Source organism: Vibrio olivae (genome assembly GCF_042428525.1).
GTDB classification, from domain to species: domain Bacteria; phylum Pseudomonadota; class Gammaproteobacteria; order Enterobacterales; family Vibrionaceae; genus Vibrio; species Vibrio olivae.
Genome location: NZ_JBHMEP010000001.1, coordinates 48,532 through 75,481 on the forward strand (window position 1 = coordinate 48,532; position 26,950 = coordinate 75,481).

Sequence of the window (26,950 nt, forward strand, 5' to 3'; positions counted from 1 at the left end):
TTTGAGACTTTAACATGTCTGGTGAATTTACTCTGATCGACAAATATTTCGTCGGTCGCCAAACCAATCGTAAAGATGTACTGCTGGCTGCAGGGGATGATTGTGCGTTAGTGAAACCTGGCGACAACGTTGCGATTGCTATCACGACGGATACCTTAGTATGTGGTACCCATTTTGTTGCTGATGCAAATCCGGCTTGGGTCGCTCATAAGGCGCTAGCTGCGAACATTAGTGATCTTGCTGCCATGGGAGCAACACCCACTTGGGCATCGCTCGCTTTAACTTTACCCTCTGTTGATGAAACTTGGCTTGAAGCTTTTAGTGAGGCGTTTTTTCAGCTTGCGGATTACTTTGGTATTCAGCTTATTGGTGGGGATACCACCAAAGGCCCATTAAGTATTACGCTAACCGTTCAAGGAACGCTACCAGAGGGTAAGTCGCTCACGCGTTCTCAAGCTAAAAATGGTGATTGGCTTTACGTGACGGGACAACTCGGCGACAGTAAAGCGGGGTTAGATGTCATTCTTGATAAGTCATTGGCCGATAAACCCTATGCACAAGTGCTAGAGCAGCGTCACTATCGCGCAACACCTCGAGTGTTAGTCGGGCAGGCATTACTCGGCTTAGCCAATTCGGCGATTGATATTTCCGATGGTTTAATTGCCGACTTACAGCATATCTTAACGCGTTCACAAGTTGGCGCGACGATAGATGTTAGCCTGTTACCCTTGTCTTCCGAATTGCTGCAGTTTGTTGGTAGCCGTAGCACTGCGCAGCAGTATGCGCTTACCAGCGGAGAAGAATATGAGCTGTGCTTCACTGTTCCTGAAGAAAACAAAGGGATGATAGAAAGCGCACTGGCTCATTGCGGCGTTAAGGTCACATGCATCGGCCAGATTCGTCCCTATGGCGTATTTGAATTACATAACCAAGGTCAAGTCGTGGATTGGCAACTCGACGGTTTCGACCACTTTAAAGCTTAAAGAACGCGATGAATTTTTCAGTATCACACAACCCAAAGCAACGAATTCGCTTGAGTAATCCTTGGCACCTGTTAGCGACTGGGTTTGGCAGTGGGCTGTCGCCTGTTGTGCCAGGAACGATGGGAACACTGGCTGCCGTCCCGTTTTATTTCATACTCGCGAGTTTGCCTATCACTGTATACCTCGCCGTGGTGGTCATTTCTTCGTTTGTTGGGGTGACAATTTGTCAGAAAACTTCTGACGACATGGGCGTTCATGACCATGGATCCATTGTTTGGGATGAGTTTGTGGGTTTTTGGTTAACCATGCTACCTGTTGTGCTCCTGAGCGTGCCATTACAGGATTGGCGCTGGCCTATTGCGGGTTTTATCATTTTCCGTTTCTTTGACATGGTGAAGCCATGGCCTATCTCTTGGTTTGATAAAAATATCCACGGTGGCTTTGGCATTATGGTTGATGACATTGTAGCCGGTATTGTCTCTGGTATTGTCCTTTATGGTGTCGGTGCTTACTTCTGGCTGTAGAGGCCACGATGACAGGTAAATGGCAATATAAAAAGGCTCCTAACAGGAGCCTTTATCTTGTTCATTATGCATCACTTCAGTTTTTCAAGATCCGCTTCAATCTCGGCAATTTTGTTGGAAACCACATTTTCCAAGTGGCTTAAATCCGCGAGAATTTTACGTTTAATGTCTTCTTCAGATAACGTTTCTGGCTTGGTGATTTGATTTAATTCATCGATCACTAAAGTTAGGTTACGACTGATTTCCGTGACTTCCCGGTATTGGTGACTGCCTCCATCAACCAGCACATTTTTAATTTGACGTGGAAACTTGAACTTGACGCTTTTTGCGAAGAACTCCCCTTTTTGTTTGAGAAAGTAAATCTTCAACACATCCTTATGCGCTTCTTGGCGTAGACTATAACGCTCAATTTGTTGCGGATCTTGTATCCCAAGAGCCGAGAGGTGTGGAAACATAGGCTACCTCAACGTTGAGTGATTAAAATAATCTTCTATAACCTTACTTTAGCAGCCTATATTCGCCTCACCTAGCTGATTTTTCGTGCAACATAACAAGTTGTGGGCAAGATCGCGCTTAATTTGGTGCTAACTCCGCCACGTTCTCAATCAAACGTTCACGTAAACTCTGCTGTTGGTCTTCATCCAATTTTAATCCGCTTTCATTGGTTATGATGAACAAGTCTTCCGCGCGCTCACCCATTGTTGTGATTTTGGCACCGTGAAGATGAATGCCAAAATCAGCAAAGGTTTCACCAACGGTAGCGAGTAACCCAGGCGTATCGAGCGCGACAAATTCCAATAAGCTGTGTTTTTTGCTGCGCGTTGGCAGAAAGTCCACTTGGGTGCGTACTTTAAAGTGTTTCAGTTGGCGAGGAATTCGCCGAGTGCGCAGTTCCTGAGTACGCCCTTGTTTTAGTGCTGCCATTAACTGGTTAATCAACACTTCATGTCGGCTCTCTTCAATCGAGTCTCCTTGTTGATCAAGGACGAGGAACGTATCGAGTACAAACCCATCTTTGCTGGTCATGACTTGGGCGTCGTGAACGTTGAAGTTTCGTCGATCAAGTTCGGCAACGACGGTCGCAAATAAGGCATGTTGGTCTTTGCAATAGACGAACACTTCAGTGCCACCACGCGTTGCTTTTTTGCTAACCAGAATCATCGGTTGGTCAGGGTTTTCATGTGCCAGAATGTGGCTACAGTGCCAGGCGATTTGCTTATGAGTGTGACGCAAGAAGTAGTCAGCTTTTAAGCGTTTCCATAGGCGTTCAATATCTTGAGCGGCGATGCCTTCTTTACGCAATAGCGCTGAGGCCATTTGTTGGTTGTGACGAATACGATCGCGGACATCAACCGGGTTTTCAAGCCCACGGCGCAGTGCTCGCTGGGTGGAATAATAAAGTTCGGCTAACAGTGTACGCTTCCAACTGTTCCAAAGCTCCGGGTTGGTAGCACAGATATCAGCCACCGTAAGACACACGAGATAATCCAAGTACTCTTCATCACGAACTTGTTTGGCAAATTCGGTAATGACCTCAGGATCGTAAATATCGCGGCGCTGTGCGGTCACGGACATCAAGAGGTGATGGCGAACCAACCATGAAACCAACTTGGCTTCAGGTTTGGACAATCCATGTTCAAGGCAAAAGTCATAAGCTTCTTCTGCACCGATTTCTGAGTGATCGCCCCCTCGGCCTTTACCAATGTCATGGAAAATGGCAGCCAAAATCAGCAGCTCTTTTTTCTGCATTTTCGGATAGATATCGCAGCAAATCGGATGACGTTCATGATTTTCTTCGTAGCTAAACATGTTGATATGCTTAAGCAGGCGAATACTGTGTTCATCAACAGTGTATACATGGAACAGGTCAAATTGCATTTGACCGACAATCTGGCTCCATTGAGGCAAATAGGCGGCGAGTACCCCGAGGTTATGCATCAACCCAAATGCACGATTGAGCGCATTGGGATGGCTGCACAGCGCCATGAATTTTTCTCGCGCTGCAGGGATGGTATGCAAAAACTTATTCAACCGACGGCGCGCGGTACGCAATTGACGCAATGTCGCCGGTGAAACCCCCTCAATCGTCGAGTCATTAGCGATATGGATGAACATATCCAAGATGGTTTCTGGACGCGCTTGGAACAGTACCGGTTTTCGTGCTTCGATAAGGTGCCCGCGTCGAAGGAAGTCGGCGCTTAACTCTTCCGGTTCTTCGTCGATGTAATTGTCCAAAATGGCTTGATCAAACAGTTTAATCAGCATTTTGTTGAGTTCTGCAACGCGGCGTAATGTGCGGTAGAACTCTTTCATCATCATTTCAACGCCGTGATTACCTTCACCACTGAACCCTAGGTGTTCTGCGACCTGTGCTTGATGTTCAAAGGTTAACCGGTTGTCGTAACGTTTTAATTCAATGTGCAGCGCAAAGCGCACGCGCCATAGAAAGTCCTGACATTCACCCAGTTCTCGGTATTCGGCATCCGTCAAAAAGCCAAAGCGGCTCATTTCAAATAATGAGGTGGCACCAAAATGGCGGCGAGCAATCCAGCTCAGAGTGTGAATATCACGCAACCCACCAGGAGTGGACTTGATATCCGGCTCAAGATTATAAGTGGTGTCGTGATAGCGTGCGTGGCGTTCCACTTGTTCTTGCACTTTGGCTTTATAAAAGGTTTCACTTGGCCAAAATGATTCAGAGTGGATGAGCAATTTTAACTGATGGAAGGTTTCTTCACAGCCACACAGTAATCGTGCTTCTTGCAAGTTGGTGGCGACAGTCAGATCGTCACGACCAATTTCGGCACACTCTTTCACCGTACGCACTGCATGACCAACTTCTAAGCGCAAATCCCAAAGAAGAGTGATGAATTCGCTAATTTTAGCCGCAACCGCATCCGATAAGCGGTTACGCGAGACCACCAAAATATCAATATCTGACAGTGGATGAAGTTCGCTACGACCATACCCTCCAACGGCGACAAGGCTGAGGTAAGGGTGCTGGTTGAAGCCAAAGAAGTCCCAAAGTCGATTGAGTAACATATCGATATACTCAGCACGCCCATAGACTAAGTCAGCGACGGGTTGATGCTGAAGAAACGCGTCTTTTTGATACTCAGAAAACTGTTCAAGTTGTGATTTTAGCTCGCCAATCGTGAGCTGCTGCTGTGAAAAGGTGAGTGGTGCTTGATATGGCATAATACGACTGTCGTCCATGCGTTTACTTCCGTTGTAATGCAATATTTCACACTCTAGCAAATTGGTTGAGATAAAAAAATATCCCCGCGATGCGGGGATACGAAATGCTAGGCGTTGTTCATAAAGCGAGGAATACTTTCCTCTTTACGTAAGGTGAGGACTTCACAGCCCTCTTTGGTGACGACAATCGTGTGTTCATATTGCGCTGAGTTTTTGCCATCACCGGTATAGACCGTCCAATCGTCTTCCGCATCAACGGTAACACCGAACTTGCCAGCGTTGATCATCGGCTCAATGGTAAAAATCATCCCTTCTTTTAGTACGCGGCGGTCTGAGTTACGGTAGTGAACGACTTGTGGCTCATCGTGGAACTCAGCACCAATACCGTGTCCGCAGAAGTCTTTGACGATAGAGAACTTATGGCGTGGGTTCTTTTTGTTGTTTTCTTTAATGTATTTTTCGATAGCCGTGCCGATATCACCAACGGTTGAGCCGGGTTTCACTGTACGCATACCCACATAAAGGGCTTCTTGGGTCACCATGCACAGACGCTTATCCGCAGGAGATACATCACCGACTAAGAACATCTTAGAGGTGTCACCGTGGTAGCCTTCAGGGCGCACACTAAGATCAGCATCAGGGTCATTCGGTACAATGACCGTAATATCGAGGTTAACGATATCACCACTTTTCAACACCGCAGGTTTGATTTGACCATTCGCGCCCACTTCATCTTGTGACGCTGGGATGCCGTGACAAACGATATGGTTAATTGAGGTACAAATTGACTTTGGAAAGCCGTGGTAATCAAGCGGAGCCGAATACGCACCTCTCTCCAATGCATAATCGTGACAGATTTGGTTGAGTTCTTCTGTCGTTACACCTTCTTTGATGTAAGGCTCGATCATTTCAAGCGTGTCGGCGGCGAGCGCACAAGCGATACGCATGCGTTCGATTTCTTCTGGAGTCTTGATTTTAATGGACATATGACTTTCTCTATTAATTCTATTGCACGACAATTGTGTGATTGCGCGCATTCTATCAGGAAGCGGGAAAAAAGTGTATTTGTCTTGTTTATGTCAAGTGTGGCAAATCGTTTAGGAAAATGCGCCACAATCGGCTAGGGTAAACAGTGCGCAAAACAATTTTTTCTAGCCACTAAGGGTAGAATTATGGTATAAAGCGCGCCGGAACTTGGACCGTTTTTCTTCCGAAAGGGCGATGCGGGTCAATTCCATTAACTTTTATCTTTAAATCACACACATTCCGACACATATTCCGGGGTGCTGGGCAGAAGCCTAGTCGGAGTTATGGGGAATGTGGAGGCCTAACCCCATAGAGGAATTAAAAATGGCAACTGTATCAATGCGCGATATGCTAAAAGCTGGTGTTCACTTCGGTCACCAGACTCGTTACTGGAACCCAAAAATGAAGCCATTCATCTTTGGCGCTCGTAACCGTGTTCATATCGTTAACCTAGAAAAAACTGTACCAATGTTTAACGAAGCACTTGCTGAGCTAAGCAAAATTGGCGACAAGAAAGGTAAAGTTCTTTTCGTAGGTACTAAGCGCGCTGCATCTGAAGCTGTTAAAGAAGCTGCTATCGCAAGCAACCAATACTACGTAAACAACCGTTGGTTGGGTGGTATGCTGACTAACTACAAAACTGTTCGTCAGTCTATCAAGCGTCTAAAAGACCTTGAAGCTCAGTCTCAAGACGGTACTTTTGATAAACTTACTAAGAAAGAAGCTCTAATGCGTACTCGTGAAATGGAGAAGCTAGAGAAATCTCTTGGTGGTATCAAAGATATGGGTGGTCTACCTGACGCTCTATTCGTTATCGATGCTGATCACGAACACATCGCGATCAAAGAAGCGAACAACCTAGGTATCCCAGTTTTCGCTGTGGTAGATACTAACTCTAACCCAGACGGCGTTGACTACATCATCCCAGGTAACGACGATGCGATCCGTGCAGTTCAGCTATACCTGAACGCTGCTGCTGAAGCAGTAAATGAAGGACGTAACAACGACGTTGCTGAAGTTGCTGAAAAAGACGGTTTCGTAGAAGCTGAATAATAGCGGCTCTGTGTCCAAGCTTAGTCTGTGTGAAACCGAGTTGTAGCATAAACTAAGTATAGTTAGCATCAGGGGCCAAATCTTAAGGCCCCTGATTTTTACCCCGTACAGAATAAACTGAGGAATAGAGAATGGCTGTTACTGCTGCTCTAGTAAAAGAACTGCGCGAACGTACTGGCGCAGGTATGATGGAATGTAAGAAAGCGCTTGTTGAAACTGACGGCGACATCGAACTTGCAATCGAGAACATGCGTAAATCAGGTGCTGCTAAAGCTGCTAAGAAAGCAGGTAACGTAGCGGCTGAAGGCGCAATCATCATCAAAGACGCTGACGGTGTTGCAGTTCTTCTTGAAGTAAACTGCCAAACTGACTTCGTTGCAAAAGACGCGAACTTCACTGCATTCGCAGACCAAGTTGCTGAAGCGGCTCTCGCTTCTAAAGCAACAGTTGAAGAGCTACAAGCCCAATTCGAAGAAACTCGCGTTGCTCTAGTTGCAAAAATTGGTGAGAACGTGACTATTCGTCGCGTATCTTATGTTTCTGGTTCTGCACTTGCTTCTTACCGTCACGGTGAGAAAATCGGTGTGGTTGTTGCTGGTGAAGGCGACGCAGAAACTCTAAAACACGTAGCAATGCACGTTGCTGCTTCTAAGCCAGAGTTCGTGAACCCAGAAGATGTTCCTGCTGACGTTGTAGAAAAAGAAAAAGCGGTTCAAGTTGAAATCGCTATGAACGAAGGCAAACCTGCTGAGATCGCTGAGAAGATGGTTGTTGGCCGTATGAAGAAATTCACTGGCGAGATTTCTCTAACAGGTCAACCATTCGTAATGGAACCTAAGAAATCTGTTGGCGAAATTCTTAAAGAGCGTGGCGCTTCTGTTTCTACTTTCGTTCGCCTAGAAGTAGGTGAAGGTATCGAGAAGAAAGAAGAAATGAGCTTCGCTGAAGAAGTTGCAGCAGCGCAAAAAGGTTAATCTTTAGCGTCGTTGTACAACAATTAGACCGTGGCCATGGCTACGGTCTTTTTGTGAATAGAGAAATAAAAATTTGCTTAGCCGTGACGAATAATGGCTCATTTCCTGCTTGTTGATGCACCTTTGAGACAAAAAAGGCGATAGAGTCTAAGCCGTTATTCTTGACTGTTAATAAACAATTCACTTTGGAAGGTAAGCTCCATGACTACGAACCCTAAACCAGCGTATCAACGTATTCTGTTAAAACTGAGTGGCGAGGCGCTACAAGGCTCTGAAGGTTTTGGTATCGATCCCGCGGTTCTCGACCGTATGGCTCAAGAAGTAAAAGAACTGGTTGAATTAGGGGTTCAGGTTGGTGTCGTGATTGGCGGTGGTAACCTTTTCCGTGGTGCTGGTCTTGCGGAAGCAGGAATGAACCGCGTTGTTGGTGACCACATGGGGATGTTAGCAACCGTAATGAACGGTTTGGCGATGCGTGATGCACTGCACCGTGCTTACGTGAATGCGCGCGTTATGTCTGCGATTCCATTGCAAAGTGTTTGTGATGATTACAACTGGGCAGATGCGATTCGCGAGCTGCGCCAAGGACGCGTGGTCATCTTCTCTGCAGGGACAGGGAACCCATTCTTCACAACCGATTCTGCTGCATGTTTGCGCGGTATCGAAATTGAAGCTGATGTTGTGCTCAAAGCGACCAAAGTTGATGGTGTATTTAGTGCAGACCCGGTAGCCAATCCAGATGCAGAGCTGTATGATAAGCTGTCTTACAATGCAGTTCTTGATAAAGAGCTTAAAGTAATGGATTTAGCGGCGTTTACTCTGGCCCGTGACCATAAAATGCCGATTCGCGTATTTAATATGAATAAGCCAGGCGCATTGCGTCGCGTGGTAATGGGTGAAGTGGAAGGAACGTTGATCAGTTCAGACGACTAATCACTGTTTAGCCTGCTGTTTTTAGAGCAAAATATCAGGCTATTCTTTTCAGCCCGCTAGGCTAAAGCCTAATAAAATCATACATTAAGGTGATATTGTGATTAACGAGATTAAAAAAAGTGCTCAAGAGCGCATGGATAAAAGTGTTGAAGCACTGAAAAATAACCTTTCTAAAGTCCGTACGGGCCGTGCTCATCCAAGCCTTTTATCAGGTATCAATGTTGAGTACTACGGTGCGCCAACGCCTCTAAACCAAGTTGCTAACGTTGTCGCTGAAGATGCACGTACACTGGCGATCACTGTATTTGATAAAGAGCTTACTCAAAAAGTTGAGAAAGCGATCATGCAGTCTGACTTAGGTCTTAACCCAATGTCAGCGGGCACGGTTATTCGTGTACCACTTCCACCGCTGACAGAAGAGCGTCGTAAAGACCTTGTGAAAATCGTTCGTGGCGAAGCTGAAGGTGGTCGTGTGGCTATCCGTAATATTCGCCGTGATTCGAACAGCGATCTGAAAGGACTACTGAAAGAGAAAGAAATTTCAGAAGATGAAGATCGTAAAGCGCAAGACGAAATCCAAAAAATCACCGACTTGGCGATCAAAAAAGTGGATGAAGCTCTAGCCGCGAAAGAAAAAGAGTTGATGGAAGTTTAATATTTCATACACTCCCTCAATATGAAAAACGCTGTGCTCGCAGCCCAGCGTTTTTTTATGCTACGCTTTGTCCCTTGCTGTTACTCAGACTAACCTCTTATGCATAACTCACAACTCTCACCTGAACAATTACCACAACATATCGCGATAATTATGGATGGCAATGGCCGCTGGGCGAAAGCTCGTGGAAAGCCAAGAGTGTTTGGTCATAAAAATGGCGTGAGCGCGGTTCGTAAAACCATCTCTTCTTCAGCGAAGTTAGGAATCAAAGCTGTTACTTTATTTGCATTTAGCAGTGAAAACTGGCGACGTCCGGAGGATGAAGTTGGCGTATTGATGGAGTTATTTATTTCTGTTCTTTCAACAGAGGTAAAGAAACTACACAAAAATAATTTAAGGCTGCGTATCATCGGCGATAAATCTCGATTTAGCCGACGTTTACAAGAAAAAATCGCTCATGCGGAGGAGATGACCGCGAATAATACCGGAATGGTGATTAATATCGCTGCGAACTACGGTGGAAAGTGGGACATTACTCAGGCCGCAAAACGCGTTGCCGAAAGCGTCAAGCTTGGTCAAATTGAACCAGAAGATATTAACGAAGAGACGTTATCTCAGTACTTAACTATGGCTGATTTACCAGACGTTGATTTATTAATTCGTACTAGTGGGGAGTGCCGAATCAGCAACTTTATGTTGTGGCAGATGGCCTATGCTGAAATGTATTTTACCCCAGTATTTTGGCCTGAATTTGATGAAAGCTGTTTGATTGAAGCAGTGACCTGGTATGTGAATCGCGAGCGTCGATTTGGCTGTACAGGTGAGCAAGTCAAGGCGTTGATGGAATATTAAACAAGGACCTCATCATTTGAAGCAAAGAATAATAACCGCCGTTATCCTGGCGCCTTTAGTTATTGCTGGCATTTTTATGTTGCCTCTTCCTCTGTTCATTGCCGCTTTGGCGATTATTACCTTAATTGGTTTCTGGGAATGGACTCAGTTTGTCGGAGATGCGTCTCGCGTGATGACGTTGATTCCGGGTGTCGTGGTTAGTGCGCTAAGCCTTTATTTCATCCCTTTTGACAGCATTAGCCTAGACGCCGTAACTCACTCACATTTTGTGATGCTATGGTTGGGAACGATCTGGTGGATCATCGCCAGTGTGCTCGCGGTGACTTACCCGCGTTCATCGTCTCTTTGGAATCATTCTTCTCTATTACGTCATGCCTTTGGCATTTTGACCTTACTGCCGTTTTTTTGGAGTGTTATTCTCCTTCGTGCAGAGAACATGAGCGGCGACGTTTATCACGGTGCCAAATTAGTGCTGTTTGTTTGCTTAATTGTTTGGGCTGCAGATAGTGGCGCTTATTTTGCTGGAAAGAGTTTCGGCAAGCACAAAATGGCACCCAATGTTAGCCCGAATAAAACCATTGAAGGGTTGCTTGGCGGCATGGCCACCGCGCTTATTGCCGGTTGGGCTGCGGCTCAATATTTTGATATTCAGTTTGCGAGCTTTGGTGCGTTGCTAGTGACTACCTTATTGACCGTGATCATCTCAGTACTGGGGGATCTTGTCGAAAGTATGTTTAAGCGTGTGTCGGGTATCAAAGACAGCAGCAATATTATTCCTGGCCATGGTGGCGTATTAGATCGTATCGATAGCCTTACGGCAGCATTTCCTATCTTTACTCTTCTGTATTTTAGTTTCTAACGTAATGGGCCTGTAGCATACAGGCCCATTACATCAGCGGTTTGATATTATATGCGTAAGTTAACAATTCTTGGGGCGACAGGGTCGATAGGCGAAAGCACGCTTAAAGTCGTTGCTCAAAACCCAGAATCCTTTTCGGTTGTTGCATTAGTGGCAGGGAAAAATGTCGAGAAGATGGCGCAATTGTGTCAGCGTTGGTCGCCTCAATATGCGGTGATGTCAAGCGCAGAAGCGGCGCAGCAACTGACATTAAAGCTGCGCAATCTAGGTATTCATACCGAAGTCAGTTATGGCGTTGACGCCATGTGCCACGTTGCTGCTCTAGACGAAGTCGATTCAGTCATGGCCGCAATTGTCGGCGCGGCTGGATTATTGCCAACCATGGCCGCCGTAAAAGCGGGTAAGCGTGTGTTACTTGCGAATAAAGAAGCGCTGGTCATGTCTGGGCAACTGTTCATTGATGCGGTTGAGCAGTACGGAGCCGAGCTGCTGCCCGTCGATAGTGAGCACAATGCCATCTTCCAATGTCTGCCTAGTGAAATTCAAACTCAGCTTGGTCGTTGTGATTTACGTGCTCATGGGATTAACCATATCTTATTAACGGGCTCTGGCGGTCCATTTCGTTACACAGACATTCAAACGCTTGCCAGTGTTACGCCTGAGCAGGCGATTGCCCACCCGAACTGGTCGATGGGACCGAAAATATCGGTCGACTCAGCGACAATGATGAATAAAGGCCTCGAATTTATTGAAGCTAAATGGCTGTTCAATGCCGCTCAGTCGCAGTTGAAAGTGCTGATTCATCCTCAATCTGTTATTCACTCGATGGTGCAGTATAAAGATGGTTCGGTCATCGCGCAGATGGGGGAACCCGACATGGCAACGCCGATCGCTCAAACCATGGCTTATCCCCAGCGGGTAGAGGCTGGCGTAAAGCCTTTAGATTTCACTCGAGTTGGTGAGTTAACTTTCCTTGAGCCGGATTTTAACCGTTATCCTTGTCTTAAATTAGCCATAGAGGCGTGTTATGAAGGGCAACATGCAACTACAGCGCTGAACGCAGCTAATGAGGTGGCGGTTGCGGCTTTCCTTAACCGCGAGCTTGGATTTACCGATATTGCGGTGGTGAATGAGCAGGTAATGTCACAAATTGTCGCTCAGAACACTCAGTTACAAAACCATGACTTGGAAAGCTTAATTGAGCTGGATAGAATGGCTCGATTAATTGCGGGTAACATTATAAGTGGACGAAAACTATGACAGGCATTCTATGGAACCTGGCTTCTTTTATTGTCGCATTGAGCATTTTGGTTGCTGTTCATGAATTTGGTCATTTCTGGGTAGCACGCAAATGTGGCGTGAAAGTCGAGAAGTTTTCCATCGGTTTTGGTAAATCGCTCTGGAGCCGAGTCGCAGCGGATGGCACTGAATACAGTATCTCGATGATTCCGTTGGGTGGTTTTGTCAAAATGCTTGATGGGCGAGTGGATGATGTTACTCCTGAACAGCAGCAATTTGCCTTTGATAAAAAACCTTTGTGGAAGAGAACGGCGATTGTGTCCGCCGGGCCTATCTTTAACTTTCTATTTGCCATTGTTGCGTACTGGCTGGTGTTTCTTATCGGTGTCCCTGCGGTCAAACCCGTTGTCGGTGAGGTGGCGCCGTCGTCTATTTCTGCTCAAGCAGGAATCTCATCAGGTATGGAACTTAAAGCCGTCTCTGGCGTCAAAACCTCGGATTGGGAGTCAGTCAATATGGAGCTTATTTCGCATATTGGTGATGACCGCATGACGTTAACCGTGGTGCCTGTTGATGGGATTGGTATTGAAGAAACTAAAGTTCTCGATCTTCATGATTGGAACTTTGACCCAGAAAACGAGTCTGCTATGGAGGCGTTGGGGTTTAAACCTTATACGCCAGAAGTTTCCACGCAGTTAGCGATGGTTTCTGAGCAAGGGGCTGGTTACCAATCCGGGCTGCGAACGGGCGACACTTTGCTCGAGATGGATGGCGTTGCCATCACTTCGTGGCCACAAGTGGTACAAAAAATTCAAGCCAGCGCGAGCACACCGATAGAAACGGTGATTGAGCGCGATGGTCAACAACGCAGTATCACCTTTACGCCCGCTGAGAAGGCAGGTAAAAACGGTGAATCTATCGGCTTTGCCGGTATTGCTCCCGAGGTGGCAGAGTGGCCCGAGAATTACCGTTTTGAACTGCAATACGGTGTTCTTGAGTCTGTCGGCAAAGCGGTAGATAAAACCGGTCAAATTATCGGTTTAACTGTCAGCATGTTGAAAAAGCTGGTCGTTGGGGATGTTGGGCTGAACAATCTCAGCGGTCCTATCTCGATTGCCAAGGGCGCGGGAGCGACGGCTGATTATGGGTTGGTTTATTTTCTAGGTTTTCTCGCTTTAATCAGTGTGAACCTCGGTATTATCAATTTGGTTCCATTACCTATGCTAGACGGCGGTCATTTGTTGTTTTTCGCTGTCGAGGCTGTTATTCGACGTCCTGTTTCCGAAAAGGTGCAGGAGATGGGTTACCGTTTAGGTGGTGCAATTATTTTTTCTCTGATGATAATTGCGATATTCAATGATTTTGCACGCCTGTAAGCAGGGCATAGGTTGTAGTAAGGAATAACTAAAACAAATATGGCGATGAAAAAACTTCTGCTTGCGACGCTTCTAGCAACCAGTGTATCAGCACATGGTGCCGAGGACTTCGTAGTTCAAGACATTAAAATTGAAGGTTTGCAGCGTGTCGCTCTTGGCGCCGCGCTTCTAAAAATGCCCGTACGTGTGGGCGATACGGTAGATAACAACGACGTATCAGAAATCATTAAAGCGCTGTATGACTCAGGCAACTTTGAAGATATTAAAGTATTGCGTGATAACAACACCTTAGTGGTTCAAGTTAAAGAGCGTCCAACCATTGCCAGTGTTTCGTTCTCTGGCAATAAGGCGATCAAAGAAGAGCAGTTGCAAGAAAACCTTGATGCCTCGGGTGTTCGCGTTGGTGAGGCACTTGATCGCACCACCTTGACCAATATCGAAAAAGGGCTAGAAGACTTCTACTATAGCGTGGGTAAATACAATGCGACTGTGAAAGCCGTTGTCACCCCACTTCCACGTAACCGAGCTGATTTGAAGTTTGTGTTCACTGAAGGTGTTTCCGCTAAAATTCAACAGATCAACTTTATCGGTAATGAAGTCTTCAGTGATGACGAACTACTAAGCCGTTTCAATCTTAATGTTGATGTCGCATGGTGGAACTTCCTGTCTGACGACAAGTATCAAAAGCAAGTGCTTGCGGGCGATATTGAAGCGCTGAAATCGTATTATCTGGATCGCGGTTACCTGAAATTTAAAGTTGATTCTACGCAAGTTGCTATCTCACCAGACAAGAAGGGCGTTTATATTACGCTTGGTCTGGAAGAAGGGGAGCAATACAAAGTTAAAGACGTCAAGTTCCGTGGTGAATTGATCGGTAAGAACGATGAGTTTGAAGCTTTGGTGCCGTTTGAAGAAGGCGATACCTACAATGGCTCACAAGTCACCAATCTTGAAGAGGGCGTAAAGCGCATTCTTGGGGAGGCCGGCTACGCTTACCCTCAAGTTCGCACCATGCCGGAATTTGACGAAGAGACCAAAGAGGTTTCTTTGGTGGTCAACGTCGAAGCCGGAAAACGTATTTACGTTCGCGACATTCGTTTTGTCGGTAACACGGTCACGAAAGATGAAGTTTTGCGCCGTGAAATGCGCCAAATGGAAGGCAGCTGGTTGAATTCAAAAGCGATTGATACCGGTAAAAACCGCCTTAACCGTCTCGGTTTTTTCGAAACCGTTGATGTACAAACTGTGCGTGTGCCAGGCAGCGATGACCAGGTTGATTTGGTATACAGCGTTAAAGAAGCAAACTCAGGTAGCATTAACTTCGGTGTTGGTTACGGCACGGAATCTGGGGTGAGTTTCCAAGTTGGCCTTCAACAAGATAACTTTATGGGAACGGGTAATCGAGTTGGCATTAACGCGATGACCAACGATTATCAAAAGAACATCAGCTTAGAATATCGTGACCCATACTGGAACCTTGATGGTGTGAGCCTTGGTGGCAAGATTTTCTACAATGAATTCGAAGCATCCGAAGCGGGTATCATCGACTATACCAATGAAAGCTATGGCGCAGATTTAACGTGGGGTTTCCCGTTCGATGAACTTAACCGTTTAGAATTTGGTCTTGGTTATACCCATAACCGAATCGGTAATGTGCCAACTTATGATCAGGCTCGTCAGTTTGCCATCAGTATTGGCCAAGGCGATGAAAACGAAATTCTTACCAGTGATTTCGATATTAACCTGTCATGGACCCGAAACAACCTCAATAAAGGGTATTTCCCAACTGCTGGTAACTACCAACGCGCTTCTGCGAAAATGACTGTACCGGGCTCTGATGCTCAGTACTTTAAATTGCAATATGATGTGCGTCAGTACTACCCATTAACCAAAGGTCATGAGTTTACCTTGTTGATGCGTGGTCGAGTTGGTTACGGTAATGGATATGGAACATCGGGTGACAGTGATAACCTGTTCCCGTTCTATGAAAACTACTACGCTGGTGGTTTCTCGTCGCTACGAGGCTTTAGCTCCAACAGTGCGGGCCCACGTGCCGTCTACACGACGCGTAGTGGCGGCTGTGGTAACAACGGCTGTGTGTCAGCGACGGATGATTCCGTGGGTGGTAATGCCATCGCATTGGCAAGTATGGAGCTGATTGTTCCAACGCCATTTGCATCGGATGAAGCAAGAAGTCAAATTCGTACCAGTGTGTTCTTAGACGCGGCCAGTGTTTGGGATACGGAATTTGATTATCAAGGTAGTGCTGCGTATGGTAATGAATACTACGATGATTACTCTGATCCGATGAATTATCGTGCATCCTATGGTGCAGCATTGCAATGGATGTCTCCAATGGGGCCTTTGGTCTTCTCCATTGCAAGACCTATCAAGAAATATAAAGGTGACGATGAGGAATTCTTCACTTTCACTATCGGTAAAACCTTCTAAAAGAGGAATTAATTTTGAAAAAAATCGTCAAAGCGGCTGGTGTTAGCCTTGTTGTCTTGAGTTCTATGTTGTTTGCTAATGTTGCGAGCGCTGCTCAAAAAATTGGTTACATCAATACAGCTCAAGTTTTTCAGGCATTGCCGCAGCGCGAAGCGGTTTTGCAAAAGATGCAAAGCGAATTCAAAGATCGTGCTGATGAGCTAAAATCCATCCAAGCTCAAGCGAAAACAAAGATCGAAAAGCTTAAGCGTGATGGCGAGTTGATGAATGACGATCAAGTTGAAAAACTGCGTATCGAAATCGGTCAGCTGGATAGCAAGTACAAAGTGAAAGCGCAAGCGTTGGATCAAGCATCAAAACGCCGCGAAGCTGAAGAGAAAGGCAAGTTATTCCAAGTGATTCAAAAAGCCGTGAAAACTGTCGCAGAACGTGACGGTTATGATATGGTGATCGACATTCAGACCATGCAATACGGCAAGCCTGAAGACAACCTTTCCGAGAAAGTAATCAAAGAATTAAAATAACTTATGGCAACATTGACATTAGCCGAACTGGCAACAATTACCGGGGGAACGCTGCATGGTGACAAAAATGCAGAAGTTTCCATGGTCGCTCCAATGGATAAAGCGCAAAAAGGTCATGTGACCTTTTTGTCTAATCCTAAATACGCAAAGCATCTTGAACAGTGCCAAGCTACCGTCGTAATGGTTAAAGAAGCTCAAAAAGAGCAATTTAGCGGTAACGTACTGGTTGTTGCTGATCCCTATGTTGCCTTTGCACGCGTCGCACAAGCTTTAGATACGACACCGAATCCAGCAACGGGTATTTCGCCATCAGCCGTGATTGCGGATGATGCCACGCTCGGTACAAATGTATCGGTAGGCGCGAATGCGGTGATCGAATCTGGTGCCGTGCTTGGTGATAACGTCATTATCGGTGCGGGTTGTTTTATCGGCAAAGGCGCCAAGTTGGGAAACAACACCAAACTTTGGGCCAATGTCAGTATCTACCATCAAGTTATTATTGGTGATGACTGCTTAGTACAAGCGGGGAGTGTCATCGGTTCTGACGGGTTTGGTTATGCGAATGAACGTGGTGAGTGGATTAAAATTCCTCAGCTTGGTAGTGTTCGCATTGGTAACCGCGTGGAAATTGGTGCCTCTACCACCATCGATCGTGGCGCACTTGATGATACAGTGATTGAAGACAACGTGATTCTTGATAACCAGATGCAAATCGCCCATAACGTGCACATCGGATATGGTACCGCGATGGCTGGTGGTACCATTGTTGCTGGTAGTACGACCATAGGTAAGTACTGCATTATCGGTGGAGCATCGGTGATTAACGGTCATATCGAGATTGCGGATGGCGTAACCATTACCGGTATGGGTATGGTGATGCGCAGTATCGAAGAGAAAGGCGTATACTCATCGGGTATTCCTCTTCAACCGAATAAAGAGTGGCGCAAGACGGCAACTCGCGTTCATCGAATTGATGAAATGAATAAACGCTTGAAGGCTATCGAAAAGCAGCTAGGACAGAAAACGTAATCTTTATTCAATTTCTGTTTTAAAAGGCTCGCGAAACGCGGGCCTTTTTCGTCTATAATGCCTGCCATTACAAAGTTTTTAAATTTTCATATAGGATTACGACTTTGACTACTGAAAAAAGAACAATGGATATCTCTGAAATCCAGGAACTCCTCCCTCACCGTTATCCATTTTTGCTGATTGACCGTGTGACTGATTTTCAAGAAGAACAGTACCTTCACGCGATTAAGAACGTTTCAGTGAATGAGCCTCAATTTACAGGCCACTTCCCTCAGTTACCTGTTTTTCCTGGTGTATTAATCCTTGAAGCTATGGCTCAAGCGACGGGCCTACTGGCATTTAAATCATTTGGTGCGCCTTCTGGTAAGGAGCTTTACTATTTTGCCAGTGTTGACGGCGCAAAATTCCGTAAGCCAGTCACGCCAGGTGATCAACTGGTTATTGAAGTACAATTTATTAAAGAGCGTCGCGGCATCGCTGCGTTTAGCTGCGTAGCCAAAGTCGATGGTGACGTGGTTTGTTCTGCTGAATTAAAATGTGCACGCCGAGAGTTTTAATATGATTCATGAAACCGCTCAAATCCACCCAGCAGCGGTGGTTGAAGATGGCGCTAAGATTGGTGCTAATGTAACGGTTGGACCATTTACCTATATCACGTCAAACGTTGAAATTGGTGAGGGGACTGAAGTGATGTCTCACGTGGTGATCAAAGGTCACACCACGATAGGTAAAGATAACCGAATTTTTCCTCATGCCGTTATTGGTGAAGAGAACCAAGATAAGAAATACGGCGGTGAAGATACGACGGTGGTGATTGGTGATCGCAACGTCATCCGTGAAGCAGTACAAATTCATCGCGGCACAATTCAAGACCGTGGTGAAACCGTGGTTGGTGATGATAACTTGCTGTGTGTGAATGCTCACATCGCGCATGATGTGATTGTCGGTAATCATACGCATATCGGCAACAATTCGATTTTGGGTGGTCACGTAACTGTAGATGACTATGCCGGTGTGATGGCGCTGTCAGCTATTCATCCGTTTTGTACTGTCGGGGCTTATGCCTATATTGGTGGCTGTTCTGCGGTGGTTCAGGATGTGCTGCCTTATGTATTGGCTCAAGGTAACCATGCGGCACCATTTGGTTTGAACAAAGTTGGTTTGCAACGTAATGGCTTTGAGAAAGCGGAATTGCGCGCTTTGATGAAAGCGTATAAAGAAATTTATCGTTCAGGCAAAACGCTGCCAGAAGCCATCCCAGCGCTTCAAGAAATGGCCAAAGAGCATGCGTCGATCGAGCGTATGATTCACATGCTTGAGACGACAGAGCGCGGCATTATTCGTTAATTAACGGGAATGATTCGCGATGAAGATCGCCGCTATTGCGGCGATCTTTTTGTATCTAATGTAGCGATTTTATTGTGAGCGACAATGCTCATGTCAACCAAGGATTATTATGGATAAGCCACTGCGCATCGGTATTATTGCTGGAGAATTATCCGGTGACACCTTAGGTGAAGGTTTTATCAGAGCGATTAAGCAAGTTCACCCAGACGCTGAATTTGTGGGCATTGGTGGGCCTAAAATGATTGCCCAAGGCTGTCAAAGCCTGTTTGATATGGAAGAGCTCGCGGTGATGGGCTTAGTCGAAGTGCTTGGTCGCCTTCCTCGCTTACTGAAAGTCAAGGCTGAGTTGGTGGATTATTTCACCGCTAATCCACCGGATGTGTTCGTGGGGATTGATGCGCCAGACTTTAACCTGCGCGTGGAAAAAGATCTCAAGCAAGCCGGAATCAAAACGGTTCACTACGTTAGCCCATCAGTATGGGCATGGCGTCAAAAGCGAATCCATAAGATTGCAGCGGCGACAAATTTGGTGCTTGCGTTTTTGCCCTTTGAAAAAGCGTTTTACGACAAATTCAATGTACCTTGTGAGTTTGTTGGCCATACCTTGGCTGATGCCATTCCTTTACAGTCAGATAAAGCGCAGGCCTGTGAACACCTTGGGTTGGATAGTCAAAAACGTTGGTTAGCCGTACTGCCGGGAAGCCGCGGCGCTGAACTTAAAATGTTGGCTCAGCCATTTATCGAAACTTGCCAGCAGCTCAAACAGCGCTATCCAGACTTAGGTTTTGTGGTCGCTTTGGTGAATGAAAAACGCCGCGAACAGTTTGAGCAAGCTTGGAAAGAGTTTGCACCTGAGCTTGAGTTTGAATTGGTGAATGACACTGCACGCAATGTGATTACTGCATCAGATGCTGTGATGTTGGCCTCCGGAACGGTCGCTTTAGAGTGTATGCTTCTGAAACGCCCAATGGTCGTTGGGTATCGGGTCAACGCCGTTACCGCCTTCTTAGCGCGTCGAATGCTAAAAACCAAATATGTATCCTTACCCAATATTTTGTCAGACAGTGAATTGGTCAAAGAGCTGCTTCAAGAAGAATGCACCGGTGAAAACCTATTTCGCGAAGTCAGCCAGTTGCTTGATTCTGACAACCAAACCATGCTCAGCAAGTTCACTGAGATGCATCATTGGATTCGAAAGGACGCTGACAAACAAGCTGCCCAAGCCGTACTTGCGTTGATAGACAAACGATAAAGAGAGTGTCATGCCGAAAGAAAAACTCGTTCTACCGCCATTTGAATACCCACTAGGCTACCGCTTATTTGCTGGCGTTGATGAAGTGGGACGCGGACCCTTAGTTGGTGATGTGGTTACGGCGGCGGTTATTTTAGATCCAACCCAGCCGATTGAAGGTTTAAACGACTCTAAAAAGTTGTCTGAGAAAAAGCGCTTAGCGTTGTTTCCTGAAATTCAGCAAAAGGCTTTAGCTTGGTCAGTCGGACGTTGCTCTCCCGCAGAAATTGATCAGTGGAATATTTTGCAGGCGACCATGGTGGCTATGCAGCGTGCAATCGCTGGGCTTCATGTTCAGCCGGACTTTGCTTTAATTGATGGGAACCGTGTACCAGAGCTTGAAATTCCAGGCCTGGCCGTGGTCAAAGGTGATCTGCGAGTGGCGGAGATCAGTGCTGCTTCCATTATCGCCAAAGTGGTTCGTGACAGTGAAATGGACGAATTGGATGCGTTGTATCCGCAATTTGGCTTCGCACAACATAAAGGTTACCCAACCAAAGCGCATTTTGCAGCGATTGAGCAGCATGGCGTGATTGACCAGCACCGCAAAAGCTTCAAACCAGTATGCCGTGCATTAGGGCTGGACTAAACAGCCCTTTATTCCCTTCTCGAATTCCGTAAAATAGTGCCCTTGCTGGTTTTTAATTTCCTTAACTTGGAACCTATCCATGTCTGACCCAAAGTTTGTCCATCTTCGCATTCATAGTGACTTTTCCATGGTTGACGGCCTATCCAAAGTGCCGCCCTTGGTGAGTAAAGTGGCTGAATTGAATATGCCCGCGATGGCATTGACAGATTTTACAAACTTATGCGGTTTGGTGAAGTTTTATGACAATGCGCATAAACAGGGTATTAAGCCGATTATTGGCGCTGACTTTGCTGTTCAGTCAGAAGAGTTTGGTGATGAACTGACTCGACTGACGATTTTAGCCGCTGATAATGAAGGCTATAAAAACCTCACTTTATTAATTTCAAAAGCCTATTTACGCGGGCATATTCAGCATCAGCCCGTGATCGATAAATCCTGGCTAATTGAGCATGCGCAAGGGCTGATATTACTCTCTGGTGCAAAAAATGGGGATGTTGGGCGAGCTTTATTAAAAGGCAATCAGCGGTTAGTGGAACAATGTGTTGAGTTCTATCAAACGCATTTTGCCGACCGTTATTATTTAGAGTTGGTGCGAACCGGGCGCAGTGATGAAGAAACTTACCTTCATTTTGCTTTGGAATTGGCGCAGGAAGTTGGTCTACCTGTTGTGGCCACGAATGAAGTTGTGTTCTTGAATCAAGAATTATTTGATGCCCATGAAATTCGCGTTGCTATTCATGACGGATACACATTAGAAGATCCTCGTCGTCCTAAAAACTACAGTCCCCAGCAGTATCTTCGCAGTGAAGAAGAAATGTGCGAGCTGTTTGAAGACATTCCAGAAGCGCTGCAAAACAGTGTAGAAATCGCTAAGCGCTGTAACGTCACTGTGCGTCTTGGCGAATACTTTTTGCCTGCATTCCCAACCGAAGGAATGGAAGAAACCGAATTCTTAGTCAAGAAGTCACTGGAAGGACTCGAAGAGCGTTTAGAATTTTTATTCCCAGATCCAGAAGTCAGAGCGCAAAAGCGCCCTGAATACGATGAGCGTTTGCAAGTTGAGCTTGAAGTGATCAATAACATGGGTTTTCCCGGTTACTTCTTGATCGTAATGGAGTTTATCCAGTGGTCTAAAGATAACGACATTCCTGTTGGTCCAGGACGAGGGTCTGGTGCAGGTTCGCTGGTGGCTTATGCGCTTAAAATCACCGACCTCGATCCGTTGGAATACGATCTGCTGTTCGAACGTTTTCTGAACCCAGAGCGGGTTTCGATGCCCGATTTCGACGTCGACTTCTGTATGGATAAGCGTGACCGAGTGATTGATCACGTAGCAGAAATGTACGGCCGTGACGCGGTATCGCAGATCATTACTTTTGGTACCATGGCGGCCAAAGCGGTAATTCGCGATGTTGGCCGCGTGCTGGGGCATCCATTTGGCTTTGTTGACCGCATTTCTAAATTGGTGCCACCCGATCCGGGCATGACGCTTGAAAAAGCGTTTAAAGCCGAGCCTGCACTCCCTGAGCTCTATGACGCCGATGAAGAAGTCAAAGAGCTTATCGACATGTGTCGAATTCTTGAGGGCTGTACTCGAAACGCTGGTAAACACGCCGGTGGGGTCGTGATTTCACCAACAACCATTACCGATTTTGCGCCAATTTACGCCGATGCAGAAGGCCATTTCCCCGTAACGCAGTTTGACAAAAACGATGTCGAAACCGCGGGTTTGGTTAAATTTGACTTCTTGGGACTGCGTACGCTGACCATTATCGACTGGGCGCTAGGGTTAATTAACCCGCGTTTAGAGCGAGAAGGTAAAGAGCCCGTTCGCATTGAAGCGATTGACTTAGCCGATAAAGCCTCGTTTAACATTCTGCAAAACTCGGAGACGACGGCGGTATTCCAGCTTGAATCGCGCGGCATGAAAGAGCTGATTAAGCGTCTGCAACCTGACTGTTTTGAAGACATCATCGCGTTGGTAGCGCTGTTTCGTCCCGGCCCGTTGCAATCGGGCATGGTAGATAACTTTATCGACCGTAAGCACGGCCGTGAAGCGGTGTCTTACCCAGATGAAAAATGGCAACACGAGTCGTTGAAAGAGATATTGGATCCGACTTACGGCATCATCCTCTATCAAGAGCAGGTGATGCAGATTGCTCAGGTATTATCTGGGTATACGCTTGGCGGCGCGGATATGTTACGTCGTGCCATGGGTAAGAAAAAGCCCGAAGAGATGGCCAAGCAGCGGGCGACGTTTGAAGAGGGCGCGATCAAGAACGGTATTGATGGTGAACTGGCGATCAAAATCTTTGACTTGGTAGAGAAATTTGCCGGTTATGGATTTAACAAATCGCACTCGGCGGCTTACGCTCTGGTCTCTTACCAAACATTGTGGTTAAAAACGCATTATCCGGCCGAGTTCATGGCGGCCGTGATGACCGCGGATATGGACAACACCGAGAAGGTGGTTGGCTTAGTCGATGAGTGTATTCGCATGAAGCTCACGGTTTTACCACCGGATATTAACTCGGGGCTCTATCGCTTTAATGTGGATGAAAATGGAGCCATTGTTTATGGCATCGGAGCGATCAAAGGGGTGGGTGAAGGTCCTATCGAAGCCATCCTTGAAGCGCGTAAAGATGGCCACTTTAAAGACTTGTTTGATTTCTGTGCGCGACTTGACCTTAAGAAAGTCAATAAGCGAGTTATCGAGAAGCTGATTTATGCTGGCGCGCTGGACCGTTTAGGCCCACATCGCGCCGCGATGATGGCCTCACTAGATGATGCCGTCAAAGCTGCCAGCCAACACCACCAAGCAGAAGCCTTTGGTCAAACCGACTTGTTTGGTGTGTTGACGGAAGCGCCGGAAGAAGTGGAAAACAAATACACCAAAGTTGATCCATGGCCCGAAAAAGTATGGTTGGAAGGAGAGCGCGATACTTTAGGGCTATATTTGACGGGGCACCCAATTAATGCTTACCTCAAGGAACTAACTAAATACACCAGTTGTCGACTAAAAGACGCAACGCCAACTCGGCGCGATCAATCTGTCACGGTGGCGGGTTTAGTGATTGCAGCACGTGTCATGACCACCAAGCGAGGCAGTCGCATTGGGATCATGACATTAGATGACCGCAGTGGTCGTATGGAAGTGATGTTATTCTCCGATTCCTTAGATAGGTACGCAGAATTACTTGAAAAAGACAGAATTTTAGTCGTTTCTGGACAGGTCAGCTTTGATGATTTCAATGGCGGTCTTAAAATGACCGCCCGCGAGGTGATGGATCTCGGCAATGCTCGAGAAAAATACGCAAGAGGTTTATCCGTTTCTATCCATCAATCTCAGATAAATGACCAATTTTTTGAGCGCTTTAGCCAAATATTGGAGCCTCATAAAGCAGGGACGATACCTGTCAATGTATATTATCAGCGTAACGACGCGCGAGCGCGGTTGACGCTTGGTACCGAATGGCGTGTAACGCCAAGCGATACATTATTAGACGAATTGAAGCAATTACTTGGTAAGAGCCAGGTAGAACTCGAATTTAACTAAATTCGGCGCAATTAAAGATAGCCGAGTAAAAAAGGATCCATAGATGAGCCTGAATTTTCTAGAATTTGAAAAACCGATTGCAGAACTTGAAGCTAAAATTGAAGCGTTACGTGACGTTTCTCGCCACGGCGGCAATTCAGGAGTCGATCTAGACAAAGAGATTGAACAGCTTGAAAAGAAGAGTGTAGAGCTTAAGAAACGTACGTTTAGTAACTTAGGTGCTTGGGAAACGGCGCAACTTGCTCGTCACCCGTTACGCCCGTACACGCTTGATTACATCGAACATGTATTTACTGAATTTGATGAATTGGCAGGCGATCGTGCTTTTGCCGATGATAAAGCGATCGTCGGCGGCATTGCGCGTCTGGATGATCAGCCAGTGATGGTGATTGGTCACCAAAAAGGCCGTGAAACGAAGGAAAAAGTGCGTCGTAACTTTGGTATGCCAAAGCCTGAAGGTTATCGTAAAGCACTGCGCTTAATGCGTATGGCTGAGCGTTTCAATATGCCCGTGATTACCTTTATCGATACTGCAGGTGCTTATCCTGGTGTGGGTGCAGAAGAACGCGGCCAATCTGAAGCGATTGCGACTAACTTAAAAGTTATGGCAGGTTTGAAAGTGCCCGTCATCTGTAATGTGGTTGGCGAAGGGGGTTCTGGTGGTGCATTGGCTATTGGTGTTGGTGACTACGTCAACATGCTGCAATACTCCACTTACTCGGTTATTTCTCCAGAGGGCTGTGCCTCTATCTTGTGGCGTGATTCTGATAAGGCGCCGCAAGCTGCTGAAGCGATGGGCTTGATTGCCCCACGCTTGAAAGAACTCGAGCTTATCGATGAAATCATCGAAGAACCACTGGGTGGTGCGCATCGTGATTATCCGGCAATGGCGGAGAACATGAAAGCGGTATTGAAGAAGCAACTTGCTGATCTCGAGCCTCTCTCTACTGACGAACTTCGTGAGCGTCGATACCAGCGTCTGATGAGCTACGGTTACTGCTAAGTTGCCGTTGACGACAATTGAAAGGCTAACCATTTTGGTTAGCCTTTTTTGTTGTTGGCACACAATGACCAATTCGAGTTACACTTAAGGATATTTGTTTATCAATGGGTTGAGCTTTCGACCCTTCTAGCCAAGCCTTATGACGAGCTTAGACCATCGCTTTTCCACCTTACTGAGACACACAGTCAGTTTTACGCCTAATCGTTGGATTATCGCTTTGAGCGGTGGCGTAGACTCACGAGTGCTACTTGATTTAATGCACCATCATCAAAACATCAGCGGTGAACGCTGTATGGCAATTCATGTCCATCATGGTTTGAGTCCCCATGCGGATAGGTGGGCTGAACGCTGTCAAACTTGGTGCCAGCAATACCAAATTCCTCTGCGTATTGAGCACATCACACTGAATGAACTGGATGGTGAAAGTGTCGAAGAAAAAGCACGTGATGCGCGCTATCAAGCGCTGTCAGCGCATATGACAGAGGGCGATGTGTTGCTCACCGGGCAACATCGCCATGATCAGCTCGAAACTTTCTTGCTAGCATTGCGTCGAGGCAGTGGCCCCAAAGGGTTGTCTGCGATGGCATCCATAATGCCATTTGCCAAAGGCTGGTTGGCACGGCCGCTGTTAAGTGTTGAGCAAGGTGAGATAGAAGATTACGCCAAGCAGCAAAGGTTAAGCTGGGTTGAAGATGAGAGTAACCAAGACCGCCGCTACGATCGTAATTTTTTGCGTCAGGAAATTTTACCGCCACTTCTTGCACGATGGCCGTCTCTTGATCGCTCCGTGGCGCGCAGTGCACGTTTATGTGCGGAGCAAGAAGCACTGCTGGATGAGTTACTCACGCCGCATTTAAACAATGCAACACGTTGTGATGGCAGCATCCAAATCTCGTACTTGACGACACAAACTGAGCTGACACGGTTTCGGTTGTTACGTATGTGGTTAGATAATCACAAAGCAAGGATGCCAAGTGAAGCCCAGCTTTCCCAGCTCTGGAATCAAGTTGCACTGGCAAAACACGACGCTAATCCTGAACTGATGCTTAACCAAGGTCAAATTCGCCGCTATGGAGATGGGTTATATTGGCTACCTACCTTTGCGGATGTGAGCGATTGGCGCGCGACGTTAACCTTAAATTTGCCGCAAGTGTTACCAGATAATCTGGGGGAAGTGATTATCAAACCATCGGCACAGGGAGCATTAGCGATTCCTCCAGATGCGCATTTAGATGTGATTTTTAATCCACAAGGGTTGACGGCGCACCCAGTACAACGCGGACATAGCCGGCAATTAAAAAAACTGTTTCAAGAATATGGTGTGCCAAGCTGGTTAAGGCGTCGTACGCCCATTTTACTGTGTAATGGGCAGGTTGCTGCGGTAGCAGGACTGTTTGTCGATCGAACATTTGCCGGACAACAATATGAATTTGTGTGGCACAAAAATCGCGTATTTGTGCCACAATCTTAGAATAAAGACTCATTATT

At 46.4% G+C, this 26,950-nt stretch carries 23 protein-coding genes; 20 read left to right on the forward strand and 3 right to left on the reverse strand.

Going from position 1 to position 26,950, the window contains the following annotated elements:
- Positions 1–14: 14 nt before the first annotated feature.
- Together thiL and pgpA are read left to right on the forward strand one after the other, a co-directional pair.
- Positions 15–983: a thiamine-phosphate kinase gene (gene thiL / locus ACFFUV_RS00280; RefSeq protein ID WP_390188922.1), complete on the forward strand. Its 969-nt coding sequence runs from the start codon at positions 15–17 to the stop codon at positions 981–983.
- An 8-nt stretch (positions 984–991) separates the two neighbouring features.
- Positions 992–1,507: a phosphatidylglycerophosphatase A gene (gene pgpA, locus ACFFUV_RS00285; protein ID WP_390188923.1), complete on the forward strand. Its 516-nt coding sequence runs from the start codon at positions 992–994 to the stop codon at positions 1,505–1,507.
- 71 nt (positions 1,508–1,578) lie between these two features.
- Here the strand turns inward: pgpA and ACFFUV_RS00290 are convergent, their stop codons facing one another.
- From ACFFUV_RS00290 to map, 3 genes are all read right to left on the reverse strand, one after another.
- A complete protein-coding gene (locus ACFFUV_RS00290) occupies positions 1,579–1,962 on the reverse strand; it encodes a DUF3461 family protein (RefSeq protein WP_390188924.1) in 384 nt (127 codons plus the stop codon).
- A gap of 118 nt (positions 1,963–2,080) precedes the next feature.
- A complete protein-coding gene (glnD, locus tag ACFFUV_RS00295) occupies positions 2,081–4,705 on the reverse strand; it encodes a bifunctional uridylyltransferase/uridylyl-removing protein GlnD (protein ID WP_390191775.1) in 2,625 nt (874 codons plus the stop codon).
- Between the two features lie 107 nt (positions 4,706–4,812).
- Positions 4,813–5,691, reverse strand: a complete 879-nt coding sequence (gene map / locus ACFFUV_RS00300; protein WP_390188925.1) for a type I methionyl aminopeptidase — start codon at positions 5,689–5,691, stop codon at positions 4,813–4,815.
- A gap of 364 nt (positions 5,692–6,055) precedes the next feature.
- Between map and rpsB the strand changes: the two genes are divergently transcribed.
- The 18 genes from rpsB to tilS all read left to right on the forward strand — a co-directional run bounded on the left by rpsB (position 6,056) and on the right by tilS (position 26,933).
- Positions 6,056–6,784, forward strand: a complete 729-nt coding sequence (gene rpsB, locus ACFFUV_RS00305; protein ID WP_390188926.1) for a 30S ribosomal protein S2 — start codon at positions 6,056–6,058, stop codon at positions 6,782–6,784.
- Positions 6,785–6,915: 131 nt separating this feature from the next.
- Positions 6,916–7,758 (forward strand): translation elongation factor Ts, encoded by an 843-nt coding sequence (gene tsf / locus ACFFUV_RS00310; protein ID WP_390188927.1) that lies wholly within the window; start codon positions 6,916–6,918, stop codon positions 7,756–7,758.
- Between the two features lie 201 nt (positions 7,759–7,959).
- A complete protein-coding gene (pyrH, locus tag ACFFUV_RS00315) occupies positions 7,960–8,691 on the forward strand; it encodes a UMP kinase (RefSeq protein WP_390188928.1) in 732 nt (243 codons plus the stop codon).
- A gap of 97 nt (positions 8,692–8,788) precedes the next feature.
- Positions 8,789–9,346, forward strand: a complete 558-nt coding sequence (gene frr, locus ACFFUV_RS00320) for a ribosome recycling factor (protein WP_390188929.1) — start codon at positions 8,789–8,791, stop codon at positions 9,344–9,346.
- A 99-nt stretch (positions 9,347–9,445) separates the two neighbouring features.
- On the forward strand, positions 9,446–10,198 hold the full coding sequence (gene uppS, locus ACFFUV_RS00325) for an undecaprenyl pyrophosphate synthase (RefSeq protein ID WP_390188930.1): 753 nt from the start codon (positions 9,446–9,448) through the stop codon (positions 10,196–10,198).
- Positions 10,199–10,214: 16 nt separating this feature from the next.
- Positions 10,215–11,057, forward strand: a complete 843-nt coding sequence (locus ACFFUV_RS00330; protein WP_390188931.1) for a phosphatidate cytidylyltransferase — start codon at positions 10,215–10,217, stop codon at positions 11,055–11,057.
- A gap of 51 nt (positions 11,058–11,108) precedes the next feature.
- On the forward strand, positions 11,109–12,317 hold the full coding sequence (ispC, locus tag ACFFUV_RS00335; protein ID WP_390188932.1) for a 1-deoxy-D-xylulose-5-phosphate reductoisomerase: 1,209 nt from the start codon (positions 11,109–11,111) through the stop codon (positions 12,315–12,317).
- Positions 12,314–13,672: a sigma E protease regulator RseP gene (gene rseP / locus ACFFUV_RS00340; RefSeq protein WP_390188933.1), complete on the forward strand. Its 1,359-nt coding sequence runs from the start codon at positions 12,314–12,316 to the stop codon at positions 13,670–13,672. The genes ispC and rseP overlap by 4 nt, the downstream gene beginning before the upstream one ends.
- Before the next feature lie 39 nt (positions 13,673–13,711).
- Positions 13,712–16,123 (forward strand): outer membrane protein assembly factor BamA, encoded by a 2,412-nt coding sequence (bamA, locus tag ACFFUV_RS00345; RefSeq protein ID WP_390188934.1) that lies wholly within the window; start codon positions 13,712–13,714, stop codon positions 16,121–16,123.
- A 14-nt stretch (positions 16,124–16,137) separates the two neighbouring features.
- On the forward strand, positions 16,138–16,647 hold the full coding sequence (locus ACFFUV_RS00350; RefSeq protein ID WP_390188935.1) for an OmpH/Skp family outer membrane protein: 510 nt from the start codon (positions 16,138–16,140) through the stop codon (positions 16,645–16,647).
- Between the two features lie 3 nt (positions 16,648–16,650).
- Positions 16,651–17,676, forward strand: a complete 1,026-nt coding sequence (lpxD, locus tag ACFFUV_RS00355; RefSeq protein WP_390188937.1) for a UDP-3-O-(3-hydroxymyristoyl)glucosamine N-acyltransferase — start codon at positions 16,651–16,653, stop codon at positions 17,674–17,676.
- A 104-nt stretch (positions 17,677–17,780) separates the two neighbouring features.
- Positions 17,781–18,233 (forward strand): 3-hydroxyacyl-ACP dehydratase FabZ, encoded by a 453-nt coding sequence (fabZ, locus tag ACFFUV_RS00360; RefSeq protein ID WP_390188938.1) that lies wholly within the window; start codon positions 17,781–17,783, stop codon positions 18,231–18,233.
- Between the two features lies 1 nt (position 18,234).
- Positions 18,235–19,023 (forward strand): acyl-ACP--UDP-N-acetylglucosamine O-acyltransferase, encoded by a 789-nt coding sequence (lpxA, locus tag ACFFUV_RS00365; protein WP_390188940.1) that lies wholly within the window; start codon positions 18,235–18,237, stop codon positions 19,021–19,023.
- Positions 19,024–19,132: 109 nt separating this feature from the next.
- A complete protein-coding gene (gene lpxB / locus ACFFUV_RS00370) occupies positions 19,133–20,275 on the forward strand; it encodes a lipid-A-disaccharide synthase (RefSeq protein WP_390188941.1) in 1,143 nt (380 codons plus the stop codon).
- A gap of 10 nt (positions 20,276–20,285) precedes the next feature.
- Complete coding sequence (gene rnhB / locus ACFFUV_RS00375) at positions 20,286–20,903, forward strand: ribonuclease HII (protein WP_390188942.1); 618 nt, start codon at positions 20,286–20,288, stop codon at positions 20,901–20,903.
- Between the two features lie 79 nt (positions 20,904–20,982).
- The gene (dnaE, locus tag ACFFUV_RS00380) at positions 20,983–24,459 is read left to right on the forward strand and encodes a DNA polymerase III subunit alpha (RefSeq protein WP_390188943.1); all 3,477 of its coding nucleotides are present in this window, start codon (positions 20,983–20,985) and stop codon (positions 24,457–24,459) included.
- A 43-nt stretch (positions 24,460–24,502) separates the two neighbouring features.
- Positions 24,503–25,462, forward strand: a complete 960-nt coding sequence (accA, locus tag ACFFUV_RS00385; RefSeq protein ID WP_390188944.1) for an acetyl-CoA carboxylase carboxyl transferase subunit alpha — start codon at positions 24,503–24,505, stop codon at positions 25,460–25,462.
- Between the two features lie 139 nt (positions 25,463–25,601).
- Positions 25,602–26,933: a tRNA lysidine(34) synthetase TilS gene (gene tilS / locus ACFFUV_RS00390; RefSeq protein WP_390188945.1), complete on the forward strand. Its 1,332-nt coding sequence runs from the start codon at positions 25,602–25,604 to the stop codon at positions 26,931–26,933.
- The last annotated feature ends 17 nt before the right edge of the window (positions 26,934–26,950 follow it).

Excerpts from the sequence above, each read along its gene's own strand:
- thiL (WP_390188922.1), top strand. The coding sequence starts at position 15 with ATGTCTGGTGAATTTACTCTGATCGACAAATATTTCGTCGGTCGCCAA.
- pgpA (WP_390188923.1), top strand. The coding sequence starts at position 992 with ATGAATTTTTCAGTATCACACAACCCAAAGCAACGAATTCGCTTGAGT.
- ACFFUV_RS00290 (WP_390188924.1), bottom strand. The coding sequence starts at position 1,962 with ATGTTTCCACACCTCTCGGCTCTTGGGATACAAGATCCGCAACAAATT.
- glnD (WP_390191775.1), bottom strand. The coding sequence starts at position 4,705 with ATGCCATATCAAGCACCACTCACCTTTTCACAGCAGCAGCTCACGATT.
- map (WP_390188925.1), bottom strand. The coding sequence starts at position 5,691 with ATGTCCATTAAAATCAAGACTCCAGAAGAAATCGAACGCATGCGTATC.
- rpsB (WP_390188926.1), top strand. The coding sequence starts at position 6,056 with ATGGCAACTGTATCAATGCGCGATATGCTAAAAGCTGGTGTTCACTTC.
- tsf (WP_390188927.1), top strand. The coding sequence starts at position 6,916 with ATGGCTGTTACTGCTGCTCTAGTAAAAGAACTGCGCGAACGTACTGGC.
- pyrH (WP_390188928.1), top strand. The coding sequence starts at position 7,960 with ATGACTACGAACCCTAAACCAGCGTATCAACGTATTCTGTTAAAACTG.
- uppS (WP_390188930.1), top strand. The coding sequence starts at position 9,446 with ATGCATAACTCACAACTCTCACCTGAACAATTACCACAACATATCGCG.
- ispC (WP_390188932.1), top strand. The coding sequence starts at position 11,109 with ATGCGTAAGTTAACAATTCTTGGGGCGACAGGGTCGATAGGCGAAAGC.
- rseP (WP_390188933.1), top strand. The coding sequence starts at position 12,314 with ATGACAGGCATTCTATGGAACCTGGCTTCTTTTATTGTCGCATTGAGC.
- bamA (WP_390188934.1), top strand. The coding sequence starts at position 13,712 with ATGGCGATGAAAAAACTTCTGCTTGCGACGCTTCTAGCAACCAGTGTA.
- lpxD (WP_390188937.1), top strand. The coding sequence starts at position 16,651 with ATGGCAACATTGACATTAGCCGAACTGGCAACAATTACCGGGGGAACG.
- lpxA (WP_390188940.1), top strand. The coding sequence starts at position 18,235 with ATGATTCATGAAACCGCTCAAATCCACCCAGCAGCGGTGGTTGAAGAT.
- lpxB (WP_390188941.1), top strand. The coding sequence starts at position 19,133 with ATGGATAAGCCACTGCGCATCGGTATTATTGCTGGAGAATTATCCGGT.
- rnhB (WP_390188942.1), top strand. The coding sequence starts at position 20,286 with ATGCCGAAAGAAAAACTCGTTCTACCGCCATTTGAATACCCACTAGGC.
- dnaE (WP_390188943.1), top strand. The coding sequence starts at position 20,983 with ATGTCTGACCCAAAGTTTGTCCATCTTCGCATTCATAGTGACTTTTCC.
- accA (WP_390188944.1), top strand. The coding sequence starts at position 24,503 with ATGAGCCTGAATTTTCTAGAATTTGAAAAACCGATTGCAGAACTTGAA.
- tilS (WP_390188945.1), top strand. The coding sequence starts at position 25,602 with ATGACGAGCTTAGACCATCGCTTTTCCACCTTACTGAGACACACAGTC.